General features: G+C 69.7%; 20 protein-coding genes. 9 read left to right on the top strand and 11 right to left on the bottom strand.

Annotation, left to right across the window (positions count from 1 at the left end; translation table 11 throughout):
- Positions 1-37 precede the first annotated feature (37 nt).
- From M3667_RS06210 to M3667_RS06200, 3 genes are all read right to left on the bottom strand, one after another.
- The gene (locus M3667_RS06210; protein WP_251506389.1) at positions 38-1,036 is read right to left on the bottom strand and encodes a right-handed parallel beta-helix repeat-containing protein; all 999 of its coding nucleotides are present in this window, start codon (positions 1,034-1,036) and stop codon (positions 38-40) included.
- Positions 1,037-1,151: 115 nt separating this feature from the next.
- Positions 1,152-2,375, bottom strand: a complete 1,224-nt coding sequence (locus tag M3667_RS06205; RefSeq protein WP_251506386.1) for a M20 family metallopeptidase — start codon at positions 2,373-2,375, stop codon at positions 1,152-1,154.
- 50 nt (positions 2,376-2,425) lie between these two features.
- Positions 2,426-3,973 carry an AbgT family transporter gene (locus M3667_RS06200; RefSeq protein WP_251506384.1) on the bottom strand — a complete coding sequence of 516 codons (1,548 nt, stop codon included), beginning with the start codon at positions 3,971-3,973 and terminating at the stop codon, positions 2,426-2,428.
- A gap of 112 nt (positions 3,974-4,085) precedes the next feature.
- Between M3667_RS06200 and M3667_RS06195 the strand changes: the two genes are divergently transcribed.
- On the top strand, positions 4,086-5,135 hold the full coding sequence (locus M3667_RS06195; RefSeq protein ID WP_251506380.1) for an Lrp/AsnC family transcriptional regulator: 1,050 nt from the start codon (positions 4,086-4,088) through the stop codon (positions 5,133-5,135).
- Between the two features lie 174 nt (positions 5,136-5,309).
- On the opposite strand, the gene M3667_RS06190 is transcribed toward M3667_RS06195, so the two are convergent.
- The 3 genes from M3667_RS06190 to M3667_RS06180 are packed head-to-tail and all read right to left on the bottom strand — an operon-like array spanning position 5,310 to position 6,608.
- A complete protein-coding gene (locus tag M3667_RS06190) occupies positions 5,310-5,687 on the bottom strand; it encodes a PPOX class F420-dependent oxidoreductase (RefSeq protein WP_308196434.1) in 378 nt (125 codons plus the stop codon).
- A gap of 2 nt (positions 5,688-5,689) precedes the next feature.
- Complete coding sequence (locus M3667_RS06185; protein WP_251506374.1) at positions 5,690-6,223, bottom strand: 2'-5' RNA ligase family protein; 534 nt, start codon at positions 6,221-6,223, stop codon at positions 5,690-5,692.
- Between the two features lie 7 nt (positions 6,224-6,230).
- On the bottom strand, positions 6,231-6,608 hold the full coding sequence (locus M3667_RS06180) for a hypothetical protein (RefSeq protein ID WP_251506372.1): 378 nt from the start codon (positions 6,606-6,608) through the stop codon (positions 6,231-6,233).
- Between the two features lie 170 nt (positions 6,609-6,778).
- Here M3667_RS06180 and M3667_RS06175 point away from each other — a divergent pair, with 170 nt between their 5' ends.
- A complete protein-coding gene (locus M3667_RS06175) occupies positions 6,779-7,072 on the top strand; it encodes a hypothetical protein (RefSeq protein ID WP_251506370.1) in 294 nt (97 codons plus the stop codon).
- Between the two features lie 15 nt (positions 7,073-7,087).
- Here M3667_RS06175 and M3667_RS06170 read toward each other — a convergent pair whose 3' ends face one another.
- Positions 7,088-7,414, bottom strand: a complete 327-nt coding sequence (locus tag M3667_RS06170) for a hypothetical protein (protein ID WP_251506368.1) — start codon at positions 7,412-7,414, stop codon at positions 7,088-7,090.
- A gap of 186 nt (positions 7,415-7,600) precedes the next feature.
- Between M3667_RS06170 and M3667_RS06165 the strand changes: the two genes are divergently transcribed.
- Positions 7,601-8,056: a MarR family transcriptional regulator gene (locus M3667_RS06165; protein ID WP_251506365.1), complete on the top strand. Its 456-nt coding sequence runs from the start codon at positions 7,601-7,603 to the stop codon at positions 8,054-8,056.
- Between the two features lie 6 nt (positions 8,057-8,062).
- On the opposite strand, the gene M3667_RS06160 is transcribed toward M3667_RS06165, so the two are convergent.
- Positions 8,063-8,383 carry an ATP-dependent DNA ligase gene (locus tag M3667_RS06160; RefSeq protein WP_251506362.1) on the bottom strand — a complete coding sequence of 107 codons (321 nt, stop codon included), beginning with the start codon at positions 8,381-8,383 and terminating at the stop codon, positions 8,063-8,065.
- A 75-nt stretch (positions 8,384-8,458) separates the two neighbouring features.
- Between M3667_RS06160 and M3667_RS06155 the strand changes: the two genes are divergently transcribed.
- Together M3667_RS06155 and M3667_RS06150 are read left to right on the top strand one after the other, a co-directional pair.
- The gene (locus M3667_RS06155) at positions 8,459-9,484 is read left to right on the top strand and encodes a glycoside hydrolase family 6 protein (RefSeq protein WP_251506359.1); all 1,026 of its coding nucleotides are present in this window, start codon (positions 8,459-8,461) and stop codon (positions 9,482-9,484) included.
- A 120-nt stretch (positions 9,485-9,604) separates the two neighbouring features.
- On the top strand, positions 9,605-10,558 hold the full coding sequence (locus M3667_RS06150; protein ID WP_251506356.1) for a response regulator: 954 nt from the start codon (positions 9,605-9,607) through the stop codon (positions 10,556-10,558).
- A gap of 87 nt (positions 10,559-10,645) precedes the next feature.
- Here the strand turns inward: M3667_RS06150 and M3667_RS06145 are convergent, their stop codons facing one another.
- Entirely contained in the window at positions 10,646-12,121 is a 1,476-nt protein-coding gene (locus M3667_RS06145; RefSeq protein WP_144829665.1) for a glycosyltransferase, read from the bottom strand.
- Positions 12,122-12,263: 142 nt separating this feature from the next.
- Between M3667_RS06145 and M3667_RS06140 the strand changes: the two genes are divergently transcribed.
- Complete coding sequence (locus M3667_RS06140) at positions 12,264-13,343, top strand: hypothetical protein (RefSeq protein WP_251506355.1); 1,080 nt, start codon at positions 12,264-12,266, stop codon at positions 13,341-13,343.
- Positions 13,344-13,363: 20 nt separating this feature from the next.
- On the opposite strand, the gene M3667_RS06135 is transcribed toward M3667_RS06140, so the two are convergent.
- Positions 13,364-14,164 (bottom strand): fructose 1,6-bisphosphatase, encoded by an 801-nt coding sequence (locus M3667_RS06135; protein WP_251506352.1) that lies wholly within the window; start codon positions 14,162-14,164, stop codon positions 13,364-13,366.
- 180 nt (positions 14,165-14,344) lie between these two features.
- Between M3667_RS06135 and M3667_RS06130 the strand changes: the two genes are divergently transcribed.
- Positions 14,345-16,012: a cell wall metabolism sensor histidine kinase WalK gene (locus M3667_RS06130; protein WP_251506349.1), complete on the top strand. Its 1,668-nt coding sequence runs from the start codon at positions 14,345-14,347 to the stop codon at positions 16,010-16,012.
- Positions 16,009-17,127 (top strand): hypothetical protein, encoded by a 1,119-nt coding sequence (locus M3667_RS06125; RefSeq protein ID WP_251506347.1) that lies wholly within the window; start codon positions 16,009-16,011, stop codon positions 17,125-17,127. The genes M3667_RS06130 and M3667_RS06125 overlap by 4 nt, the downstream gene beginning before the upstream one ends.
- Here the strand turns inward: M3667_RS06125 and M3667_RS06120 are convergent, their stop codons facing one another.
- Positions 17,128-17,754, bottom strand: a complete 627-nt coding sequence (locus tag M3667_RS06120) for a hypothetical protein (RefSeq protein ID WP_251506345.1) — start codon at positions 17,752-17,754, stop codon at positions 17,128-17,130.
- A 101-nt stretch (positions 17,755-17,855) separates the two neighbouring features.
- On the opposite strand from M3667_RS06120, the gene M3667_RS16990 reads away from it, so the two are divergent.
- Entirely contained in the window at positions 17,856-19,625 is a 1,770-nt protein-coding gene (locus M3667_RS16990) for a DUF4012 domain-containing protein (RefSeq protein ID WP_251506343.1), read from the top strand.
- The last annotated feature ends 35 nt before the right edge of the window (positions 19,626-19,660 follow it).

Here is a 19,660-nt window from a genome sequence, read left to right as displayed (position 1 = left end):
GACAATGAACGATAGCGCGTCCGCTGCCGTCGTGTCGTCAGGTACAGCGACCGGTAACGAGCTCGATACCCGCCGACACGGTGTTGTCACACCCGACGACGTTGCCCGCCGCCTGCGCCGCGCCCGCCAGACGCACTCCGACGCCCGTCGCCGCCGCGCGCAGATCCGAGCCGCTGACGGTGTTGCGCTCTCCCCACGGCGCGACGATGACATGCACCGAGACGGCGTCCACGGGGCCGGTCACGGTCGTGTCCTCGAGCCGCCAACCGGAGCCCTTCAGGTCGACCGCGCTGTCGACGCTCGCCCCGGACGCCGTGGCCAGCGTGGAGGTCCGGATGATGCCGTCGCTGGTGCCCTCCTTCACGTCGACGGCCTCCGCGGTGGTGTCCGCGACGACGAGCTGCTCGAAGACGTTCCGATCACTGCGGTCGGGCTGACACGCGCTGTAGCGGCACCAGTTCGACTCGGCCGATCCGACGTAGATCCCCTCCCCGAATTCGGGGTCGGTCAACCCCGTCTGTTCGACCGTGACCGCGCGCACGAGATTGTCGCTGCTCGCCGCACGCAGGTGGAGCCCCTCCTGGCCGACGTGGGAGATACGCATGCCGGACAGCTTCGTGTGCGAGACGCCGTCGAGGACGACACCCTTCTGCCCACCGCGCACCTCCAGGTCGCGGACGTCCCAGTACGACGTTCCGTCGAGGTGCAGCGCGTACCCGTCATCGAGACCGCCCGCGTCGATCACGCTGCCGGCGACGCCGCACAGGACGATGGGCTGATCGGCGGTCCCTGAGACGGTGGTGCGGAACCGGCCCGTGTAGGTCGCATCGGCCAGCTGCAGCACCATCCCGGGCTCCGCCTCATCCAGCGCGCGCTGCAGGGCGTCGGCGTCGGCACCGACCTGCACCGCCCCGGGCGCGCACGGCTCGTCCGCCGCGGGAAGCGCCGTCGACGCGGTCGACGCGACACCGGGGGCGCATGCGGAGAGCATCAGACCGGCGCTGAGCAGCGCGAGGGATCGAGAAAGGCGGGACATCGGGTCGAGTATCCCAGGAGCCCCGCTTCGACGGACCCACGTCCGACCGGCGGCAGGGTCTCCCCCGCCGCCGGCGGATGCGTTCGGCGCCGCAGGGACGCGGGGCCGGACGAGCTCAGTCCCGCGCGAAGGTCGCCTTGGCGTCGGCGACCACGGTCGGTTCACGGAACGCGGAGAGCGCCGTTGCGGCGAGCATGAGCGCTCCGTCGGCGATCGTGGGCGGCGCGAGCTCGGACGAACCGGCGGCCGCGGCGAACTCTCGGGTGTGCGGAGCCACGTCGCGGGCGAGGCAGATCATCGGGTGGATCGACGGCACGACATGGCTGACGTTGCCCATGTCCGTGGAGCCCGCGACAGTGGGATCGGGCTCGAGATCGCGTCCGAGCACGCCGTAGGCGGCCTCGGCGACGTCGACGAGCGTCGGGTTGGACCGCAACGAGAAATAGGGTGGCGTGTTCTCCGCGATCTCCACCGTCGTGCCGGTCGCGATCGCCGCGCCCTCGAAGCAGTCCCGCACGCGCGGCACGACGTTCGAGAGCAGATGGTCGCGCTCTGCCGCCCGCACGAAGATCCGCAGACTCGCGCGCTCGGGGATGATGTTCGGCGCTTGCCCTCCGTTCGTGATGATCGCGTGGATGCGGACGTCATCGGTCATCTGCTGCCGGAGCATCCCGATGGCCGTCAACGCCAGCGTCGCGCCGTCGAGGGCGTTTCGACCGAGTTCGGGCGCCGCCGCCGCATGCGCCGCCTTTCCGTGGAAGTCGACGTCGAGGGCGACGCGCGACAGCGACGAGCCGCGCACGGCGTCGGTCCCCGACGGGTGCACCATCATCGCCAGGTCGACGCCGTCGAGCACACCGCCCTCGATCATGGGCACCTTGCCTGCAGCGCCCTCTTCGCCCGGGCTGCCGATGACGACGAGGTTCGCGGGCACCGGCGACGCCTCCAACGCGTCCTTGACGAGAAGACCGGCGCCGAGACCGCAGGCGGCGATGACGTTGTGCCCGCACGCGTGACCGATCTCCTCGAGGGCGTCGTACTCGCAGAAGATCGCGATGGTCGGGGCGTCGGCATCCGTCGTCGACCAGCGCGCCACGAACGCCGTCTCGAGGCCGGCGAAACCGCGCTCGACGGCGAAGCCCGCCAGCTCGAGTTCGGCCGTCAGGCGCGCGGCGGCGTGCGTCTCCGTGAAGCGGATCTCGGGATGCGCGTGCAGGTCTGCCGCGACGTCGACGAGCGTTGCGAGCCTGCGCTCGAGGAGGGGACGCAGCTCGGTGATCGTGGTCGGCATCGCGTCGATGCTCGCTGCGGCGCCGGAACGCGCGGTGAGGGTGGACATGGGGTGGACCTCCTGGGGGTCTCGGCGGGCGGATGGAGAAGCGATGACGGTCACGGCAGCTCGAGGCCGTGACCGGGTCCGACCGGCAGGCCGAGCAGACCCCAGACGATGAACTGCAGAAGCCAGACGCCCCAGATCACGAGGGTGAAGGGGATGACGAGGCTGAAGAGGGTTCCGAGTCCGGCCTTCGGCTGCCACCGCTGCAGCAGACCGAGGACGACGGGCAGCATCGGGTTCATCGGCACGAGCGGATTGGTCGCGGAGTCGGTGATGCGGAAGGCGGCCTGGACGTACGCGGGGTCGATGCCCGCGAGCATGAACATCGGCACGAAGATCGGCGCGAGCAGGGTCCACAATGCCGACCCGCTCGCCAGGAGCAACGCCGGGATCGTGCAGAACAGGCTGAAGAGCACCAGTCCGCCGAGCCCGCCGAGCCCGGTCGCCGTCATCGCCTCCGCCCCCGATGTCGCGAGCAGCAGGCCGAGCTGAGACCAGTTGAACCACGCGATCGCCTGCGCCGCCGTGAAGATCACGACGATGAAGGGGACGAGGTCCTTCACCGCTGCCGTCATGTGCTCGGGTACCTGTCGCGCCGAGGTGAGGGTGCGGGCGCCGAGTCCGTATGCGATGCCCGCGACGAGGAAGAGGAACAGGATGAAGATCGGCAGCGCCGTCATGAAGGGCGATCGGAGGATCTGCCCTCCTTCGCCCTGCAGAGGCGACCCGGGCACGGCGACGACCGTCGCGACGATGGCGAGGTAGGCGACGACGGCGATTGCGGCCACCCGCAGTCCGCGGCGCTCGATCGCCTCGAGCGGCTTGGACGCGTCTTCGTCGGCGAGGCCCCCCTCGTACGGGGTGAGACGCGGTTCGACATAGCGCTGGCAGACGACCGTGATGACGACCGCGAGGAGGAGCGTCGAGGTGGCCATGAAGAAGTAGTTGGCGAGCGGTGACACCGACGCCCCGGGATCGACGATCTGCGCGGCGCTCGTCGTGATGCCCGACAGCAGAACGTCCGTGCCCGCGGGGACGACGTTGGCACTGAACCCGGCGACGACCGCGGCGTACGAGGCCGCGAAGCCGGCGAGCGGGTGCCGACCGGCGGCGAGGAACGCTGCTGCGGCGAGGGGCGGCAGGATCACCATCGCCGAGTCGGACGCCAGGTTGCCCATGAGGCTGACGAGCACGACCACGAACGTCACCGCCCAGCCGGGCGCCGCGAGCACGGCGCCGCGCATCGCGGCTTTCAGCAGTCCGAGCCGCTCGGCGACGCCGATGCCGAGCATGACGGTGACGATGAGGCCGAGCGGGGGGAACGTGACGAAGTTCTGGATCGCGGTCGTGAGCGCGTAGACGACGCCTTCGCCCGACAGGATGCTGCGGATGGGGATCGTCTCGCCCGTGGCGGGGTCGATCGTGGCCGCCCCGAGCAGCGTGGCGATCGACGAGGCGACGGCCACGAGACCGGCGATGAGGAGGAAGAGGTAGAAGGGGTGGGGCAGCTTGTTGCCCACGCGTTCGATCCCGCGCAGGATGCGGCCGCCGAGGCCCTTGGCGTCGGCGAGGGTCAGTGCTGGGGTGGTGTCGGTCGACATGGGGGCTCCGTGTTGTTCGACGTGGCGGTCGGAGAGACTGTGCCTGGCATCTTGCCGATCACGTGTCACAACCGGTGTCGGATGTTCGATTCGGACTCCCACGGATGCCAAGATGTCGGTTATGCGCATCGAGTCGTCGCCCCACCCGCACGACCTGTCGGATTCGGACCTCGCGCTCGTCGCCGCTCTGCAGGACGCGCCGCGCGCCTCGTGGGCTTCGATCGGCCGCGCCGTCGGCGTCAGCGCCCCGACCGCTCGACGGCGTTGGGCGGCGATCGTCGAGTCGGGGGCCGCGTGGGCGACGACGTACGTGGGTTCCGGCGCGGGCATGCTCTTCGGGCTGACCGAGGTGCGCTGCCGACCGGGCAGTGTCGACGCCGTGGCCGCCGTGCTGCGCATGCATCCGAAGGTCATCTCCGTCACCGGAATGACGGGCGACCGCGATCTGGTCCTGACGATCCTCGCGGAGGACATGGCGCGCTTCCGCCGGCTCATCCAGTCGTGGTTGGGGTCGCACGAGGCGGTCATCGGCGTGCGCTCGACCGTGGTGACCCGTATGTTCTCCGAAGGTTCGCGCTGGCGCGCGGTCGGTCCCCCGCAGGCGGTTGCTCTGCCCTCGGTCCCCGATGACGAGCCGATCGCGCCGACCGCGCAGTGGCATGCGGTGCTCGACGAACTGGAGCGCGACGGTCGCGCGTCGCCGCAGGCGATCGCGGCCAGGCTCGGCAGCTCCGAGGCTCACGCGCGTCGCGTGGTGCGGCGGCTGCTCGGCACGGGATGGATCCAGCAGCGCATCGACGTGTCGCTCGAACAGAGGATGTGGCCGCACGCTCTCGCCCTCTGGCTCGTGGTTCCCGCGGCACGGCTCGAGGCGACGGCGCTGCAGATCGCGAATATGCCGATGACGCGCATGTGCGCCGCCCTCGCGGGCGGGGCATCGAACCTCTACGTCATCGTGTGGCTCCGAGACCTGTCGGATGCCGCATCTCTGGAGGCGGAGCTGGCCCGGAGCCTGGAGTTGCGCGTCCTTGATCGCGCCATCCTGCTGCACTATTACAAGCGCGTCGGCCACCTCTTCGACGACGAGGACCGACGCGAAGGGCACGTGTCGTGGCTTGCCCCGGCTCCGGAGCATGCGCGGACGGCCGGCGAAGGCTCCTGAGCAGTCAGGTCATCGGAGGCGTGGCCCCGTGTCCGCCTTCGAGGAGTGCTCCGCTCACACCGACGTCTACGGCGAGCGCGTCATCGACATCGAGGACACCGATCAGCTGCCCCGCAGCTTCGCCGAGATGTGTGCGGCGTGTCTGCCGATGGCGCTCCGCGCGCCGACGACCCCTCAGGCGCGGAAGGACGGAGAGCCCAGAACCCGCTCGACGGTCAGCTCGAGGACCACGCGCTCAGGGTTCGCCCGGGGCTGGCGGTAGCGGGCGGCGTACAGTTCGACGGCGTGCGCCACCGCGTCGGCGTCGTCGGTCACCCGGGCGAGACCTTCGAAGCTGATCCAGCTGCCCCGGTCCACCGAGCAGATCGATGCGCGTCCGCTACGGGCGGCGTTGACGAATTTCTGCGTCCCCCGCGAGCCGATCACACGGACCACGCCGTTCTCGTAGGTGAAGCCGACGGGCACCGAGTGCACACGGCCGGAACGGCCCACGGTGGACAGGGTGGCCAGGTGGTACTCGCTCACGAAGGCGAGGGCGTCGTCGGTCAGCACGGTTACAGCGTGCCACGTCCGGCGATGGACGACACCGTTCGCGTGGCGGCATCCCATCTCCGGATGCCGACGGCTCGGGCCGCGAGATCGGCGCCGCCCGCCGCGGCGAGAACCTCCAGCGCGTCGTTCACCCGGTCGAGCGGCACCCGACGGGCCAGCGTCACGTGGGCCGTCCAGGCACCGGGACGCGTGTGGTCGACGTCATCGCCGGGGCCCGCGAGTTCATGGACGCGGGAATGGAGCGCGAGCAGGTCCGTGGTCGGCACGACCGATCGCGCGATCACGCGCGAACGCCCCGTGCCGAACAGGAGCGGCGCGCCGAGGGTGAGAGGCATCGGCAGCGCCCCGTCGAGCTCCGACGCTGCGATGTCGCGGAGCGCGGACCGCACGAGCAGCGTCGTGTGCGGCCGGTTGCTCTCGCCCTTGTGCTGGGCCTGGCTGGGCAGACCGGCGTCGGCCAAGGCCTCCCACTCGCTGCGCACCGCGGCATCCGTGTCGTCGTCGAAGACGAGCTCGAGGCTGACGACGTCCGTCATGGCGCGCTCAGCGCGTCGACCACCAGGCGGCGGCGACGAGGAGAGGTTGGAAGAACAGTCGTCCGAACCGCTTCTGGTCGGTGTCGAGACCGAAGGCCGATCGTCCCTTGCGCCACTGATCGATGTTGCCGGGGAAGATCGCCACGAAGAAGGCGGCCAGAGCCGCTCCGATGCGCCGACGCTCCTTGGGCAGCGCCACGAGCGCGAGACCGAACGCCGCCTCGACGACACCGGACGCCACCACCACGGCGTCGCGATCCAGAGGGATGTTCTCGACCAGGTCGTCGGGCACCTGCGCCTGGAAATCCCGCCGCGCGAAGGTCAGGTGCGCGACACCAGCGAACATCATGGCCAGGGCGAGGGCCCACCGCACCGCAGTTCTCATGACCCCCACGTTATGACGTGCCGCAGCCGTCCCGGCGGGCTTGACGGCGGGCTCCTTGACGCTGCACGACATCGGCCGATCATCGCTAGGACACCCGTCCGAATTGCGCAACCCCAGGCCGCCGCCCGCGCTCGTGAGTTGACTTGGATCACACACGAAGGAGGTGCCCCGTGACCCTGACCGACGTCGCTTCCGCAGCGACCCGCGACCCCGATCTGGACGCCCTCCTGGTGCGCGCCGCCTCCGGCGACTGCGACGCGTTCGTCGCCTTCTACGATGCGACGTCGCCCCGCGTGTACGCGACGCTGCTCGCGCTCACCGGCGTGGCGCAGCGGGCCGACGCCCTGCTCGAGGGGATCTACGTCGAGGCGTGGGAACGGATGCGCGGACGATCCGCACCCCCGTGCCCGGGCATGGAGTGGATGTCGGCGATCGCCCACCGTCACGCCTCGACCCCGGCCTGAGCGGGCCGAGTCGGCTCAGAGGGATCGTTCGGCGACCGGTGCGTCGTGCGATTCGAGGTCGAGGGTGAGACCGCTCGAGGAGTTGGCCGAATTGGCAAAGGTCTGCAGCACCTGCGGATCGAGCATCTCGGGCTCGACCGATCCGAAGACGAACCGGAGCGGGATCGACGGCTGGATCCAGATCGTGCTGCGTCCGGTCTCTTCGCCCGACGGGTGCCGCCACGACATCGTGAAGCTCTCGCCGCGTCGGAGCTTCGTCGCGATCACGACCTTCACGTGCGCGAGAACCCGATCGGGAATGCTGATCGGATCGGCGGAGGAACCGTAATACAAGAAGCCCATGAGCGTCTCCTTCCAGGAGATCCGGCCCTCGTTATTTTACTAGATTGCCTAACTATCGCAAGGGAAGAGAAGGGAAACGACGGGGATCCGTCCTGTCGTCGGACTCGAACCGGAATACATCGCCTGTCGTGTATCTCGCCGACCTAACTAGACTGGCCCCGGGTGGCCGGAGCCCCGAGGAGACCTATGACGTTCGATCATGCTGAGGACCACGCGACCACAGCCGCACGCGCCGTGGAGCGGCTGCGTCTCGCGGAGGCGCGCCTCGCGCGACGCCGCCAGACCGACTGCGGCCCCAGCGAGAACGCCCGAGCCGCCATGCGCCTGATTCTCGAGAGGGCCGACGCGGGCATGTCGGTCACGCCGACCGAGATCGCGCAGTCGCTCGCGGTGTCGACCGCGTCGGTGACGGGCATGCTCGACCGCCTGCACGCGGGAGGCCTCATCACGTTCGCCGCCAATCCCGCCGATCGCCGGAGCAAGTTCGTGCTCCCCTTCGATCGCGACACCGATGTCGATGCGATCGACCCCGTCACGGCACGCATCCGCGAATTCGCGCTCGACCTTCCGGACGCGCTCGCAGACCAGGTCGCAGCCTTCCTCGATCGCGTGCGCGAAGTCGTCGACGCAGAATGCGCCTGACGCTCGTCACCCGATGAGGGTCGGCACCGAATCGGGGTCGGGCTCGGCGACGACGCTGAGACCCTGCGGGGTGCTGGCCTCGTTCATCAGGTCGTCGATCCACCGGCGATTCAACTGCGGGGCACGACTGCCGTAGAAGTGGAAGACCAGCGGGATCGACGGCGAGATCCACAGCGAACGCGTTCCGCTGCCGTCACCCATCGGGAAGTGGAACATGAACGGCTCGCCACGGCGCAGCTTGTTCATGAAGACCACACGAAGGTGTGAGAGCGTCCGGTCCTCGATGTCGAACGAGTGACCTGACGTGTTGTAAACCAGTTTTCCCACGGAGAGAGTCTATGCCCGTTCACCGGGTTAACTACCTCGGCACCATCCCCGCTCACCTCGGATAGAGTCCTCCTCGTGGCGCGAACGCACCGGCCGAAGAGGCCCCGACGACGGATTCCGCGCGCCCTCCTGATCGTGGGGGCGGTCGTCGTGGTCGCGGCACTGATCGCCGTCATCGCCGTGGTCGGGAGCCTCGTGACCACTCTCTTCCAGACCCTCGGGGCGCGCCCGCCCGCCGTCGACACCCGCATCGTCGCGCCCGACGAGTCGAAGGCCGCGCAGGCGGCACGCGCCGCCACCGGCGACGCCGACGAGAATTCCGCCGCGGAGTGGCTCTCCACTCAGCCCACGACGTACTGGCTCACGCCCGAGATCGATCCCGTCGATGAGGTGTGGGACCGCGTGGCGCACCTGGCCGCCGAAGCCCGCGACCAGAAGGCGGCGTTGTCGATCGCCGTGTACGGGCTCCCCGATCGCGACTGCGGCAATCACTCCGCCGGCGGACTCGACCCCGACGCCTACCGCGAATGGACCGGGCGGATCGGCGACGCCCTGCGCAACGCCTCCGACATCCAGAAGATCGTCGTCCTCGAGCCCGACAGCATCGCTCTGGCGTCCTCGTGCGGATCCATCCAGGACCGCGCGGGCTACCTGCGCGGAGCCGTCGAGAGCATCCGCGGCACCAACACCTGGATCTACATCGACGGGGGCCATTCCTCCTGGCATCCGCCGGCCGAGATGGCCGACCTCCTGCGAGCGACGAATCTCCTCTCCGACGTGCGCGGAGTCGCGCTGAACGTGTCCAACTACCAGGACACTGCGGCGGAATTCGCCTACGCCCATGCGCTCTCCGACCAGCTCGGCGGCATCCACGCGGTCATCGACACCTCACGTAACGGTGCCGGGCCGGCGGGCTCCGAGTGGTGCAACCCCGCCGGCCGACTCGTGGGAAGCCCGGGCGGTTCCTACGGCGACGGGGTCGTCGACACGAATCTGTGGATCAAGCCCCCGGGCGAGAGCGACGGCGAATGCAACGGGGGTCCGGTCGCGGGCACCTGGTGGCCGGCGGCCGCAGCAGAGTTGACCCGAGAGCAGCGCTGACGGCGCGGACCGTCCGCGCCGCGCGCGAAGTGTGTCAAGATTGCGCTCGTCGCTGTGCGACGCCGTGTCTCGGGGGAGAACGCGGGCACGACCTCGTGCGAAGCCGGAAGAGTGGGTGAAATGAGCGACAGCACCGAGTTGCTGAAGACAGCCGTCATCGTCGAAGACGATCCCGACATCCGACACCTCCTGGTCGAAGTGCTCGAGTCGGCCGGTTTCTCCACCGTGTCGGTCGGTAACGGCATCGACGGCGTGCGGGCGGTCATCGCCTACCAGCCGCTGATCACCACGCTCGACGTGAACATGCCCGGCATCGACGGGTTCGAGGCCGCGCGCCGCATCCGCCAGCAGAGCGACACGTACATCATCATGCTGACCGGCCTCGAAGAAGAAGCCGATGTCGTCCTGGGCCTCGGCGCGGGCGCCGATGAGTACGTGGTCAAGCCTTTCCGTCCGCGCGAACTCCGCGCGCGCATCGAGGCGCTGCTGCGACGTCCGCGCGCCGGCGACTCCGCGGCATCCGCGGCCCCCCGCCAGGACAGCGTCGGCCCTTCCTTCCCCGCAGCCCGCACCGATTCGCCCGCGCCCGCGGCTCCCTCACCGGTCACCCCGGTCCCCGCGGCGAGCGCACCGGTGGTCGTGCCGTCTTCGCAGGGCCCTGAACCGCGCGCCGCGGCATCCGGAAGCGAGATCGTGCCACGAGCCGCTGCGGGCGAGCTCACCCCGACCGGCGGAGCCTGGGTGGCGCACCGCGACCTGCAGCTCGATCCCGACAGTCGCCTCGTGCGTGTCGGGGGCGAAGAACTCGACCTCACGCGCACCGAGTTCGACCTGCTCGCGACCCTGATGGAGTCCAAGCGACGCGTCCGCAGCAAGGCCGATCTCACCCTGGTGCTGCGCGGCGAGTCCTACGTCACGAGCTACTTCGTCGGCGAGGCGGACAAGCGCGCGATCGAGGCCCACATGACGAACCTGCGCCGCAAGCTGGGCGACAACCCCGCGAACCCTCGGTACATCGAAACCGTGCGCGGCGTGGGCTACCGTCTGACCTCCGAACTGCTGGCCGCGCCCTGACGACCCTGGACATAACGAATGCCTCGGCCCTCCCCAGGGCCGAGGCATTCGTCCTTTCTGACGCGTTCGGGTCAGATCGTGGGTCCGTCAGACCTTGAAGCCGTGCTGGCGACGGACGAGCTTGGAGAACATCAGGAGGGTCTGCAGCACCGTGACCACGCCGACGATGGGCCACCCGATCCACAGGATCGAGGACTGCACCATCGGGCCGACCATGATCCAGATGACGGCGAGGGCGATCGCCACTCCGATGAGCACGATCATCGGCGTCCAGTGACCGAGGCCGCCACCGCGCTCGGCCTTGGCCTGCATCGCCCAGTTGTCGACCTTCTTGCGGGAGAGGAAGCGGGTCCACGAGCGCACGAAGTGACTGATGCGGATCCACATGAACAACTCGGCCGGGAAGAACAACACGGCGAACAGCACGTCGTTGCGGTTGACGTTCTTCATCGTGCGTGCGATGCGCAGGTTCAACAGCATGGCGATGACCGGCGGGATCAGCCACAGCGGCGAGAAGACGAAGGCGTTCAACGTCAGCGAACCAGCGAGCAGCGTCAGGAACGCGACGCGCACGAAGAGGTTCGTGAGCATGCCGAAGTTCTCGAACCACCGCAGGCGCAGGTTGGGGTGGAAGGGCTGGCCCTTCGTGTCACCACGCTGGCCGGGCCACATCAGCTCGATGGCGCCGTAGGTCCACTTGACCTGCTGTGCGTCGTAGCCCGACAGGGTGGTCATGCCACCCACGTCGGCGCGGGCGTACGGGCTGATCTTGGTGAGGTAGCCGGCGCTCTTGATCTGCAGCGACAGCAGCGAGTCCTCGACCTCGGAGTCCTTCACCCACGGGGTCGACTGGTGGTTCTGCGACATGGCGTCGCGGAGGGCGTTCGTGGAGAAGATCGAGAACTGACCGCCGAGCACGGCCATGTTGCGGCCGCGGAGCATGTTCTGCAGGTTGAAGGCGGCGAACTGCGTGCGCTGACCGGCCGTCAGGAAGCGCGCGATGACTCCCTTGATGGGCTTGTCGTCGATCGTATAGATCGCCGAGATGCCGCCGATGCGGGAATCCGACACGGCCTCCGTCTCGAGGAACTCGACGGCCTTGCTGTCGGCGATGGTGTCGCCGTCGACGCCGAGGAGGTAGTCGTAGCCCTCGACGAGGGAGTAGCCGTAGTTGAGCGCGCCGACCTTCTTGTCGGGGTTCTTGCCGATGTCGTGCACGAAGACCTCGGTGAACTGCTCGCCGAGCTCGGTGTGCAGCTCGTGGGGTCCGCTGTACTCCGAAGCGATCTTGACCGTCGCGTCCGACGTGTTGTTCACGACCACGTGGATCACGTCGGGAACGCGGGTCTGCGCGAGGAGGGCCTCGATCACATCGGCGATCGACTCCTCCTCGTTGTAGGCGGGGATGACGCAGCCGATGGTGGAGCGGTGCACCGAGGTGTTCTCGAGGACCGCGGCGAAGTCATCGGCGAAGCCGTGCTCCTCGCTCGCCGTCGCCGTCAATTCGCCCGGGTGGATGCGGAGATCCCGAGACTGCGGGGTGAAGTTGCGCGCATCGGTCATGGCGGGGTCTTCCTGTCGGTGGAGCGGCGTATCGGCTTGTTCCTACTCTGGTAGGTTCGCCGCAAGACGACCACTGCCGAACACCCCCGTCTGCGCAAGATTTCCTCAAGATTGCGTCGGACGCCCGAAGGAGACGACCCCTGTGATCGTCCTCGCTCTTCTCGCATCGATCGCCGCAGCCGGCGTCGCGGGGACCATGCTGTTCCTCACCCACGGCCGCCCCGGCGACGACCGCGGAGGTGCCCGCGCCGACATGGTGCGCTACTTCGGCATGGCGGCCGTCGCGGCTCTGCTGTGCGGTGCGATGAACGTCCTCGAGACCGCAGGCGGAGGGGTGACCGCCGCCGCGGCGGGCAACGCCACCAATCTGCTCGCCGTGGGCCTGCAGTGGGCGGGCTCACGCCGGCTGAACGGTCGCTCCGCGATCGGCGGGGTGAGCACCGGGGCGGTCGCGATCCTCATGTTCGGGGTTACCTACCTCATCGACCTCGACGACGCCACCCTGCTCAAGACGGCGGGGCTGGTGGTGTTCGCCGCCCTGGGGGCGCTCGAGCTCTCGCGACGGCCGCTGGGCGAGCTGCGCGGCGCGAAGCTGATCGCGTGGACGCTCAGCCTCTTCGCGGCGTACAACCTCGCTCGTCTCGCCGTGGTGGCGGCTTTCGGGATCACGCCCTTGCTGGGCCCGGGGGCCGTTTCGGCCGAGACGACGGCCGCCGTCAGCGCGCTCGCCATCGCCTTGGTCTCCGTCGGCGCGGTGTGGATAGGCCGACAACTCGACGACGACCCCGCCCCCGGCACTCGCGCGCACGATCGCGGAACGCTCCGTCGCGAGGCCGAGATGCTGCTCGCGGAACACGTGTCCGTCCGCGCGACGCTGGTGCGGGTGCCCGAGATCGATCTCATCCGCGCCGCCCACAGCAGCGAACGGGGCGACACGATCCTTCGCACGGTCGGAGAGGCCGCCCAGGACGCGCTGCCCGGAGCCGCCACCGGTCTCCCCGCGCGCGACACGATCTTCGTCGTCGCGCCGTCAGTGCTCGAGACCGCCGAAGTCGAGCACGCCGTGCGCCGCGCCTTCGCCCGCCGTATGCCGGCGATCGATTACGACGACGTTCCCGACCTGACGTTCGAGCACTACCTCGTCATGGACGTCGAGGATCTCTCCCTGCTCATGGAGAGTCGACGCCTGCGCCCGCGACAGGGGCACAACGGCGCGGAGTGAGAGGGGCGGATGCCGCCCGCTCAGCCCTGCCCGTTGGTCTGGCCCCAGCCGGGTGCGCGACCCGTGCTGCTCTGCGTGTCGGTCCCCTGGCCGCCTCCGTTGACCTGTCCGTCGTCGGCGAAGATCGCGATCGGCAGGTACTGGTAGACCGTCTGCTGCGAGAACGAGGTGTCGGTGTTCGCCGTTCCCTCGACCGCCACGTTGAGGGCGAACTCGAGCGTGATGCCGTAGGTGTCGGCGGGCAGCTGGCGGATCGAGGTCGTGGGCACCAGCAGGCCGCCCTGGTAGCTGTTCAGCAGCAGACCGCGCTCGGAGCGGAGCGTGTCGGTGGGAACCAGGGTGCGCGGGTCGGCGCTGAACTGGAACGGGTTCGACACCTGACCGCTGGTCTGAGCGGTCTGCGAGGTCACCGAGATCGACGAGACGTACACGCGTCGCTTCTCGGCGAGGACCGCCTTCTCGTCGACTCGCTTGTCGACGATGTTGACCGCGAAGCCGAGCTGCTTCTCGTTGGTGGGGGTCCACTCCATGGTGCGCTTGGGATCGACCGCCCACACGTCGAGACGCAGCTCGAGCCCGTCGGCGACCTCGGAGGTCAACCGCACGGAGCCGTCATAGGTGAACTGCGAGTCGAAGGGCTTCGCGTCGGCGGACGACTGCGGAGCAGCAGTCGGCACGACCACCGACTGATTGCCCCCCGGCTGGCCGGGCAGGGAATTGAAGGCTTCGGCGATCTGACCGCAACCGGTCAGGGTGGCCGGCGCGACGATGGCGAGGGCAACGGCCAGGGCGGTCGCGCGCACGCGACGGCGAGAGGTCATGCTCACAGGTGACTCCTGAGGAATGGGCGCGGACGCGCCGAGGTCGACGAACGACCATCACGCTGCGGGATGCAGGCCTCAGGGGGAGTCTGACCGGGCCCGTGGGTGCGAAACCACGAGCGGCGAGCAGAGACAGGATGGCGCGCAGAAGACTACACCACTCTCTATACACTCGGAGACATGGCATCACTGAGGAGCGTCCCGCCGGCGGTTCCTCCCGAGGCCGTGCCGGACGACGACGCGACGAATCCGAGCAGCCGCACCCGATCGGTCTGGCTCCTCCAACTCGTGCTGGGTGCCAGCGTGGTCATCACGGTGCTGCTCGTGCAGGCGCTCGAGCCCTCCCTCTTCGCCCTGTGGCCCTTCTCCTCGGGCGTCGGCGTCATCATCGCCCTCACCGCGGTGGCGATCGTGGTGCCCTGGCAGAAGCTGCCCCGCGCGGCGGTCGCACTCATCCCTTTCGGTGACATCGTCGGCATCGGTCTGCTGAGCTTCGGCACCGACCTGCGCTTCAGCTTCTTCTGGGTCTTCCCGATCATCTGGATCGCCACCCATTTCACCCTCGTCTACCTGATCTCGGCGATCGGCGCGGTCGGCGTCATCATCGTCATCGACGCCGCCGTCAACGCCACCGGCCCCGTCACCGCGCTGCGTCTGATCGTGGTGCTGCTGTCGCTCACCTTCATCGCGATCACGTCCTACCTCTCGGCGCGACAGACGCGGGCGTTCAAGCAGCTCCTACGTCGCCAGGCGAGCCGCCTGCAGGGCACCCTGCAACGCGTCTCGGGCCAAGAGCGCCGCGTCTCGCAGATGCTCAACGGCCTCGACACCGGCATCGCGCGCCTCTCCGCGGACGGGGAGGTCCTCGCCCTCAACGACACGTACGTCGCGCTGTACGGCGTCGAGCGCGACGAGCCGCAACGACCCGGCGGCGCGGTCGAGTACGCGAACATCCGCGGTGAACCGTTGCCCGAGTCGGAGCGTCCCTTCGCCCGCGCGGCCCGCGGCGAGCAGTTCGACGACGAGCGGGTGTGGCTGTTCGATCCGCACGGCGAATGGCATGCCCTGTCGGCATCCACTCGTCGTCTCATCTCCTCGGACGAGCCCGAGAGCACGCTGCTGATCATCCACGACATCACCGCGCTGATCGAGTCCGAGCGCGCGAGAGAGCGGCTGGCCGCGACCGTGTCGCACGAGCTGCGGAACCCGCTGACGGCGATCATCGGCCACGCCGATCTGGCGCTCGACGATCCGAACCTCTCCCCCAAGGTGCACGAGCAGCTCGAGGTCATCGCCGCGGCCGGCGAGCGCATGCAGAAGCTGATCTCCGAGATCCTCGCGACCTCCCGTGGAGTCTTCCGCGAGACGTCGGGGCCGGCGACGGCCGATGCGAGCCGCATCATCGCCTCGTCGCTGGCGTCGTTCCGCCCCGCCGCCGCCGCGCGCCGGGTGAGCGTGATCGACGAACTCCCCGCGTCCGCCGAGGTGCTCGGCGATGCGTTCCGCCTCCGGCAGGCCTTCGACAACATCCTCAGCAACGCGATCAAGTACACGCCGGCGGGTGGAACGATCCGCATCAGCGGAGAGGTCTCCCCCGACGACGTGATCCTCCACTTCGCCGACACCGGCATCGGCATCCATCCCGATGACATCGATCGGGTGTTCGACCCCTACTTCCGCGCCCAGGCGGTGCGCGAGAGTCCGACGCCCGGCACGGGGCTCGGCATGGGCATCATCCGCAGCATCGTCGAAGACCAGGGCGGATCGCTCTTCCTCGAGAGCGAACTGGGCGCGGGCACGACCGTGACGGTGGTGCTCCCGGCGCGATCGGACGCCGCCGCCGCATGAACACCACCGAAGTCCTCTCGAACCTCGGACTCGCGCAGGCGGCGGTCGCGACCGTCTCCACGGTGATGATCATCGGCCTCGGCTTCTTGCATCGCCCCTCGCGCTCCGCACTGCTGTGGTCGCTCGCCTTCGTACTGACCATGACGAGCACCTGGGTGTCGATCATGGGATCGATCGCGGATGCCGAGCCCGTGCGCCGCGCGGGGCTCGGACTCATGCTGGGTGCGCCCGCCCTCATCTGGTCGGGTTTTCGCGCGCGTCGCGGGGTGCCGGCGTTCCCGTGGATCGGCGGGGCGCAGGCGGCTCTGACCGCGGCCGCGTTCACGGCCGTGACCGACGCCGCCGCCTACGGCCTCGTCTTCCGGTTGGCCTTCGTCGCTGCGGCCGCGTTCGCCGGACTCACCATCGGCGAGCTCCGGCACGCCGCCGATCGCCTGGAACGACTCGCTCTGCCGCTCACGATCGTGTCGGCGGGATTCGTCGCCATCGGAGCCGCGATCCTCGTGTCGGGGCTGGCCGCCCCCGCCGACATCGGCGATCTGGCCCTCCCCCGCGTGATCAACGGACTCGCCATGCTCATCTACCTGGTGTGCGCGACGGTCTCGTTGCTGTACTTCACCTCGGTGTCGCCGACCGGAGGCCACACGGCGTCGACGTGGCCGCACTTCGTGATCACGGCATCCGACCGTCTGCGTCGCGCCCGCCGCACGCGCGAGCAGTCCTGGGCCGTGCTGACGGTCCGGCTCGACGACCCCACTCACATCCGCAGCGCGGCCGGAGAGAACGGGTGGCTGCGGCTCGTCGCGGAGTTCGAGGCGGTCGTCGACGAGAGCTTCCCCGCCGACGCGGACATCGGACGCGAGACGCGGGGCCGCCTCGTGATCGTCCTCGCGCGTCCGGGTTCCGTGATCCGGGAGCACGTGCGCACGACCCTGCGCCGCATCACCGAGTTGGACGTGTCCGACCACGTCGACGTGCAGCTGTCGGCCAGCGTGGGCTGGGTGCCCGCCGAGAGCGCCGACTACGACCTCGCCGCCCTCGTCCTGGCCGCCGGTGAAGCAGCCTCCGAAGCCACCCGTCAGGGCGGCGATCGGTGGGAGCGCGTCCGCCCCTGATCAGCCCGCGGGCGTCGCCTCGCCGCCGCCGGCGATGGCGACCGTCAGAGTGTCGCTGGCCGTCTGCTTGGCGAACTCGTTGGACGTCGGGGTGGTCTGGACCAAGAACTCGAAGGTGAATTGGAGGGTGACAAATGTCGCCTCCGCCGGGACCTCTCCGACGTTGAACGTCTGCGAGTAGCTGTACGGCGCGAGCACCAGATACCCCGGGGCATCCGTTTGATCCGACTGCGCCGACAAGGGCGCGAACGACTGCGAGGCGTTTCCCGGCACGGCCGTCATGGTCGCCCTCTGCAGGTACACCTTCTGCCCGTCGTTGGGCGTGACGGTGGTCACCATCGACAGGTTCACCGGCTTCAGCGCCGTGGGCGTCCACTTGTCCATCGACAGCGTCGACCAGTAGTCCACCGTCGCCCCGACGGCACCCGCCGTCAGCGTCCGCTGCGTCGAGCCGCTGGCCAGGTCGTTGCGCACCGGCTGCGGGACCGTGGTCTGCGTGACGGTCGGCGAGGCCGAGGGCGTGCCCTGCCCGCCGCCCTGGGCCCACGGTGGAGCCCCGCACGCGGTCAGTGCGAACACGGACGCGCCCACCATCGCCGCGCCCCAGAACGCCCTGCCGCGCCGCATCGCCCGCACCATGGATTCTCCCCCGAGTCGTTCCTCCCAGTGTAGGTGGCCGCGGTCGACGCGGTCCGGTGCACGGATGCGGCAGGCTTACAGTTTTCGGCGTGATCCGCCCTCCCCGCCGCTCGTCGTCCACGCCGGCCGCCTCCGTCTTCGCCTGGACGGTGGTGGGAGTGCTCGTGCTGGGTCTCGCCGCCACCGCCTGGATCGGCACGCGAGGGGCACTCGCGACGGGCCACCTCGCGGCTGCGCAGGCCGGCGTCGCCGATGCAGCCACCGACGGCGACGACCTCGCCGCCGCCCTCTCCCGCCTCTCGACGGTCGGCGCCGACACCCGCGCAGCTCGGGAATTGACGAGCGATCCGATCTGGACCGCGGCGACGGCGCTCCCGTGGGTCGGGCCGCAGCTCGACGCGCTGACCCGCACCGCTGCTGCGATCGACGACGCCGTCTCGACCGCCCTCGAACCGCTCGCCGAGGCCTCGGCGGGCCTGTCTCCCGAGTCTCTCCGGCCGGTCGGCGGCGCCTTCGACGTCGCCCGGCTGGCCGAAGTCGCGCCCGCCGCCTCGACGGCCGCCGCCGCACTGCGGGCCGCCGCCGACGACGTGGCCGGCATCGAACGGGCTCCCCTCCTCGGCCGACTCGCCGACGCCGTCACCGCCTCGGCGCAGCAGCTCGACACCGCCGCCGACGACGCCGACGCCCTCAGGCGGGCGACCCTGCTCGTGCCGGGCATGCTCGGAGCCGACGGCCCCCGGTCGACGCTCGTGCTCTTCGAGAACAACGCCGAGTGGCGCTCCCTCGGCGGCGTCGTCGGAGCCGTCGCCCAACTCGACGCCGATGACGGACGGTTGACGCTCGTCGCGCAGGCCTCCAGCCCGGAGTTCGAGCCCGTCGCCACCTCGCCCGCAGGGGAGCTCCCGGCCGACGTGCAGAGCATCTACGACACCCGGCCGGCGCGATTCGTCCAGAACGCCACGCTGGTGCCCGACTTCTCCGTGGGAGCCCCGGTCGCGCGCGAGCTGTGGCGACGTCTCTCGGGTACCGAGGTCGACGCCGTCGTCGCCGTCGATCCTGTGACCTTGTCGTACCTGCTGCGCGCCACCGGGCCCGTCGCCCTCCCGTCGGGAGATCAGCTCACCGCCGACAACACCGTCTCTCTCCTGCTCGACGAGGTGTATCGCCGCTACTCCGACTCGAGGGAACAGGACGCGTTCTTCCAGAGCGCGTCGACGGCGGTCTTCCAAGCGATCGCCGATGGTCGCGCCGACCCGGCTGCTCTCATCGACGCGGTCCGTCGCGCAGGGCTCGAGCGACGCCTGCTCGTGTGGAACGCGGATGCCGCGCAGCAGGCGCTCCTCGACGGCACCACTCTGCAGGGGGCCCTGCCGGCCTCCGACGCCGGCACCGGGGTCTTCGGGGTCTACCTCAACGACGGCACCGGCTCGAAGATGGACTACTACCTGCACCCGCAGGTCGAGACCGCGTCGTGCGGCGAGGGAATGGCGTCCGTGCACGTGGCGCTGCGCAGCGACGCCCCCGACCCCGCCACGCTCCCCTCTTACGTCACCGGTGGTGGTGAGCACGGTGTGCCCCCGGGCGACGTGCTGACCGGGGTCTACGTCTACCTGCCTCCCGGCGCCGAGATCGTCGGCCAGCGCACGACGAGCGACGGCGATCCCCCGGGCTTCGCCGGCGGCGTGCACGACGGCCGTCGGGTGCTGAAATGGTCGGTGCAGCTCGCACCGGGAGGGAGCGCAGATCTCGATGTCACCGTCTCCGTGCCGGGCGTGACCGCGGTCAGCGCGGTCTCGACGCCCACCCGCATCCCCGACGAGGCGCCGCGAGCAGGCACGTGTCGGTCCGGTGAGTGACGCCGCGCCGGACCCCCTGGTGAAGTCTGCCCCGC

It is taken from the genome of Microbacterium sp. P26, assembly GCF_023712585.1.
GTDB classification, from domain to species: domain Bacteria; phylum Actinomycetota; class Actinomycetes; order Actinomycetales; family Microbacteriaceae; genus Microbacterium; species Microbacterium algihabitans_A.
This window is presented reverse-complemented; position numbering and strand designations above follow the sequence as displayed.

Coding starts and splice junctions, on each gene's coding strand:
- M3667_RS06165 (WP_251506365.1), top strand. CDS start 7,601: ATGACGTTCGATCATGCTGAGGACCACGCGACCACAGCCGCACGCGCC.
- M3667_RS06170 (WP_251506368.1), bottom strand. CDS start 7,414: ATGGGCTTCTTGTATTACGGTTCCTCCGCCGATCCGATCAGCATTCCC.
- M3667_RS06205 (WP_251506386.1), bottom strand. CDS start 2,375: ATGTCCACCCTCACCGCGCGTTCCGGCGCCGCAGCGAGCATCGACGCG.
- M3667_RS06145 (WP_144829665.1), bottom strand. CDS start 12,121: ATGACCGATGCGCGCAACTTCACCCCGCAGTCTCGGGATCTCCGCATC.
- M3667_RS06185 (WP_251506374.1), bottom strand. CDS start 6,223: ATGACGGACGTCGTCAGCCTCGAGCTCGTCTTCGACGACGACACGGAT.
- M3667_RS06195 (WP_251506380.1), top strand. CDS start 4,086: ATGTCGGTTATGCGCATCGAGTCGTCGCCCCACCCGCACGACCTGTCG.
- M3667_RS06180 (WP_251506372.1), bottom strand. CDS start 6,608: ATGAGAACTGCGGTGCGGTGGGCCCTCGCCCTGGCCATGATGTTCGCT.
- M3667_RS06150 (WP_251506356.1), top strand. CDS start 9,605: ATGAGCGACAGCACCGAGTTGCTGAAGACAGCCGTCATCGTCGAAGAC.
- M3667_RS06125 (WP_251506347.1), top strand. CDS start 16,009: ATGAACACCACCGAAGTCCTCTCGAACCTCGGACTCGCGCAGGCGGCG.
- M3667_RS06135 (WP_251506352.1), bottom strand. CDS start 14,164: ATGACCTCTCGCCGTCGCGTGCGCGCGACCGCCCTGGCCGTTGCCCTC.
- M3667_RS06210 (WP_251506389.1), bottom strand. CDS start 1,036: ATGTCCCGCCTTTCTCGATCCCTCGCGCTGCTCAGCGCCGGTCTGATG.
- M3667_RS06120 (WP_251506345.1), bottom strand. CDS start 17,754: ATGCGGCGCGGCAGGGCGTTCTGGGGCGCGGCGATGGTGGGCGCGTCC.
- M3667_RS06200 (WP_251506384.1), bottom strand. CDS start 3,973: ATGTCGACCGACACCACCCCAGCACTGACCCTCGCCGACGCCAAGGGC.
- M3667_RS06130 (WP_251506349.1), top strand. CDS start 14,345: ATGGCATCACTGAGGAGCGTCCCGCCGGCGGTTCCTCCCGAGGCCGTG.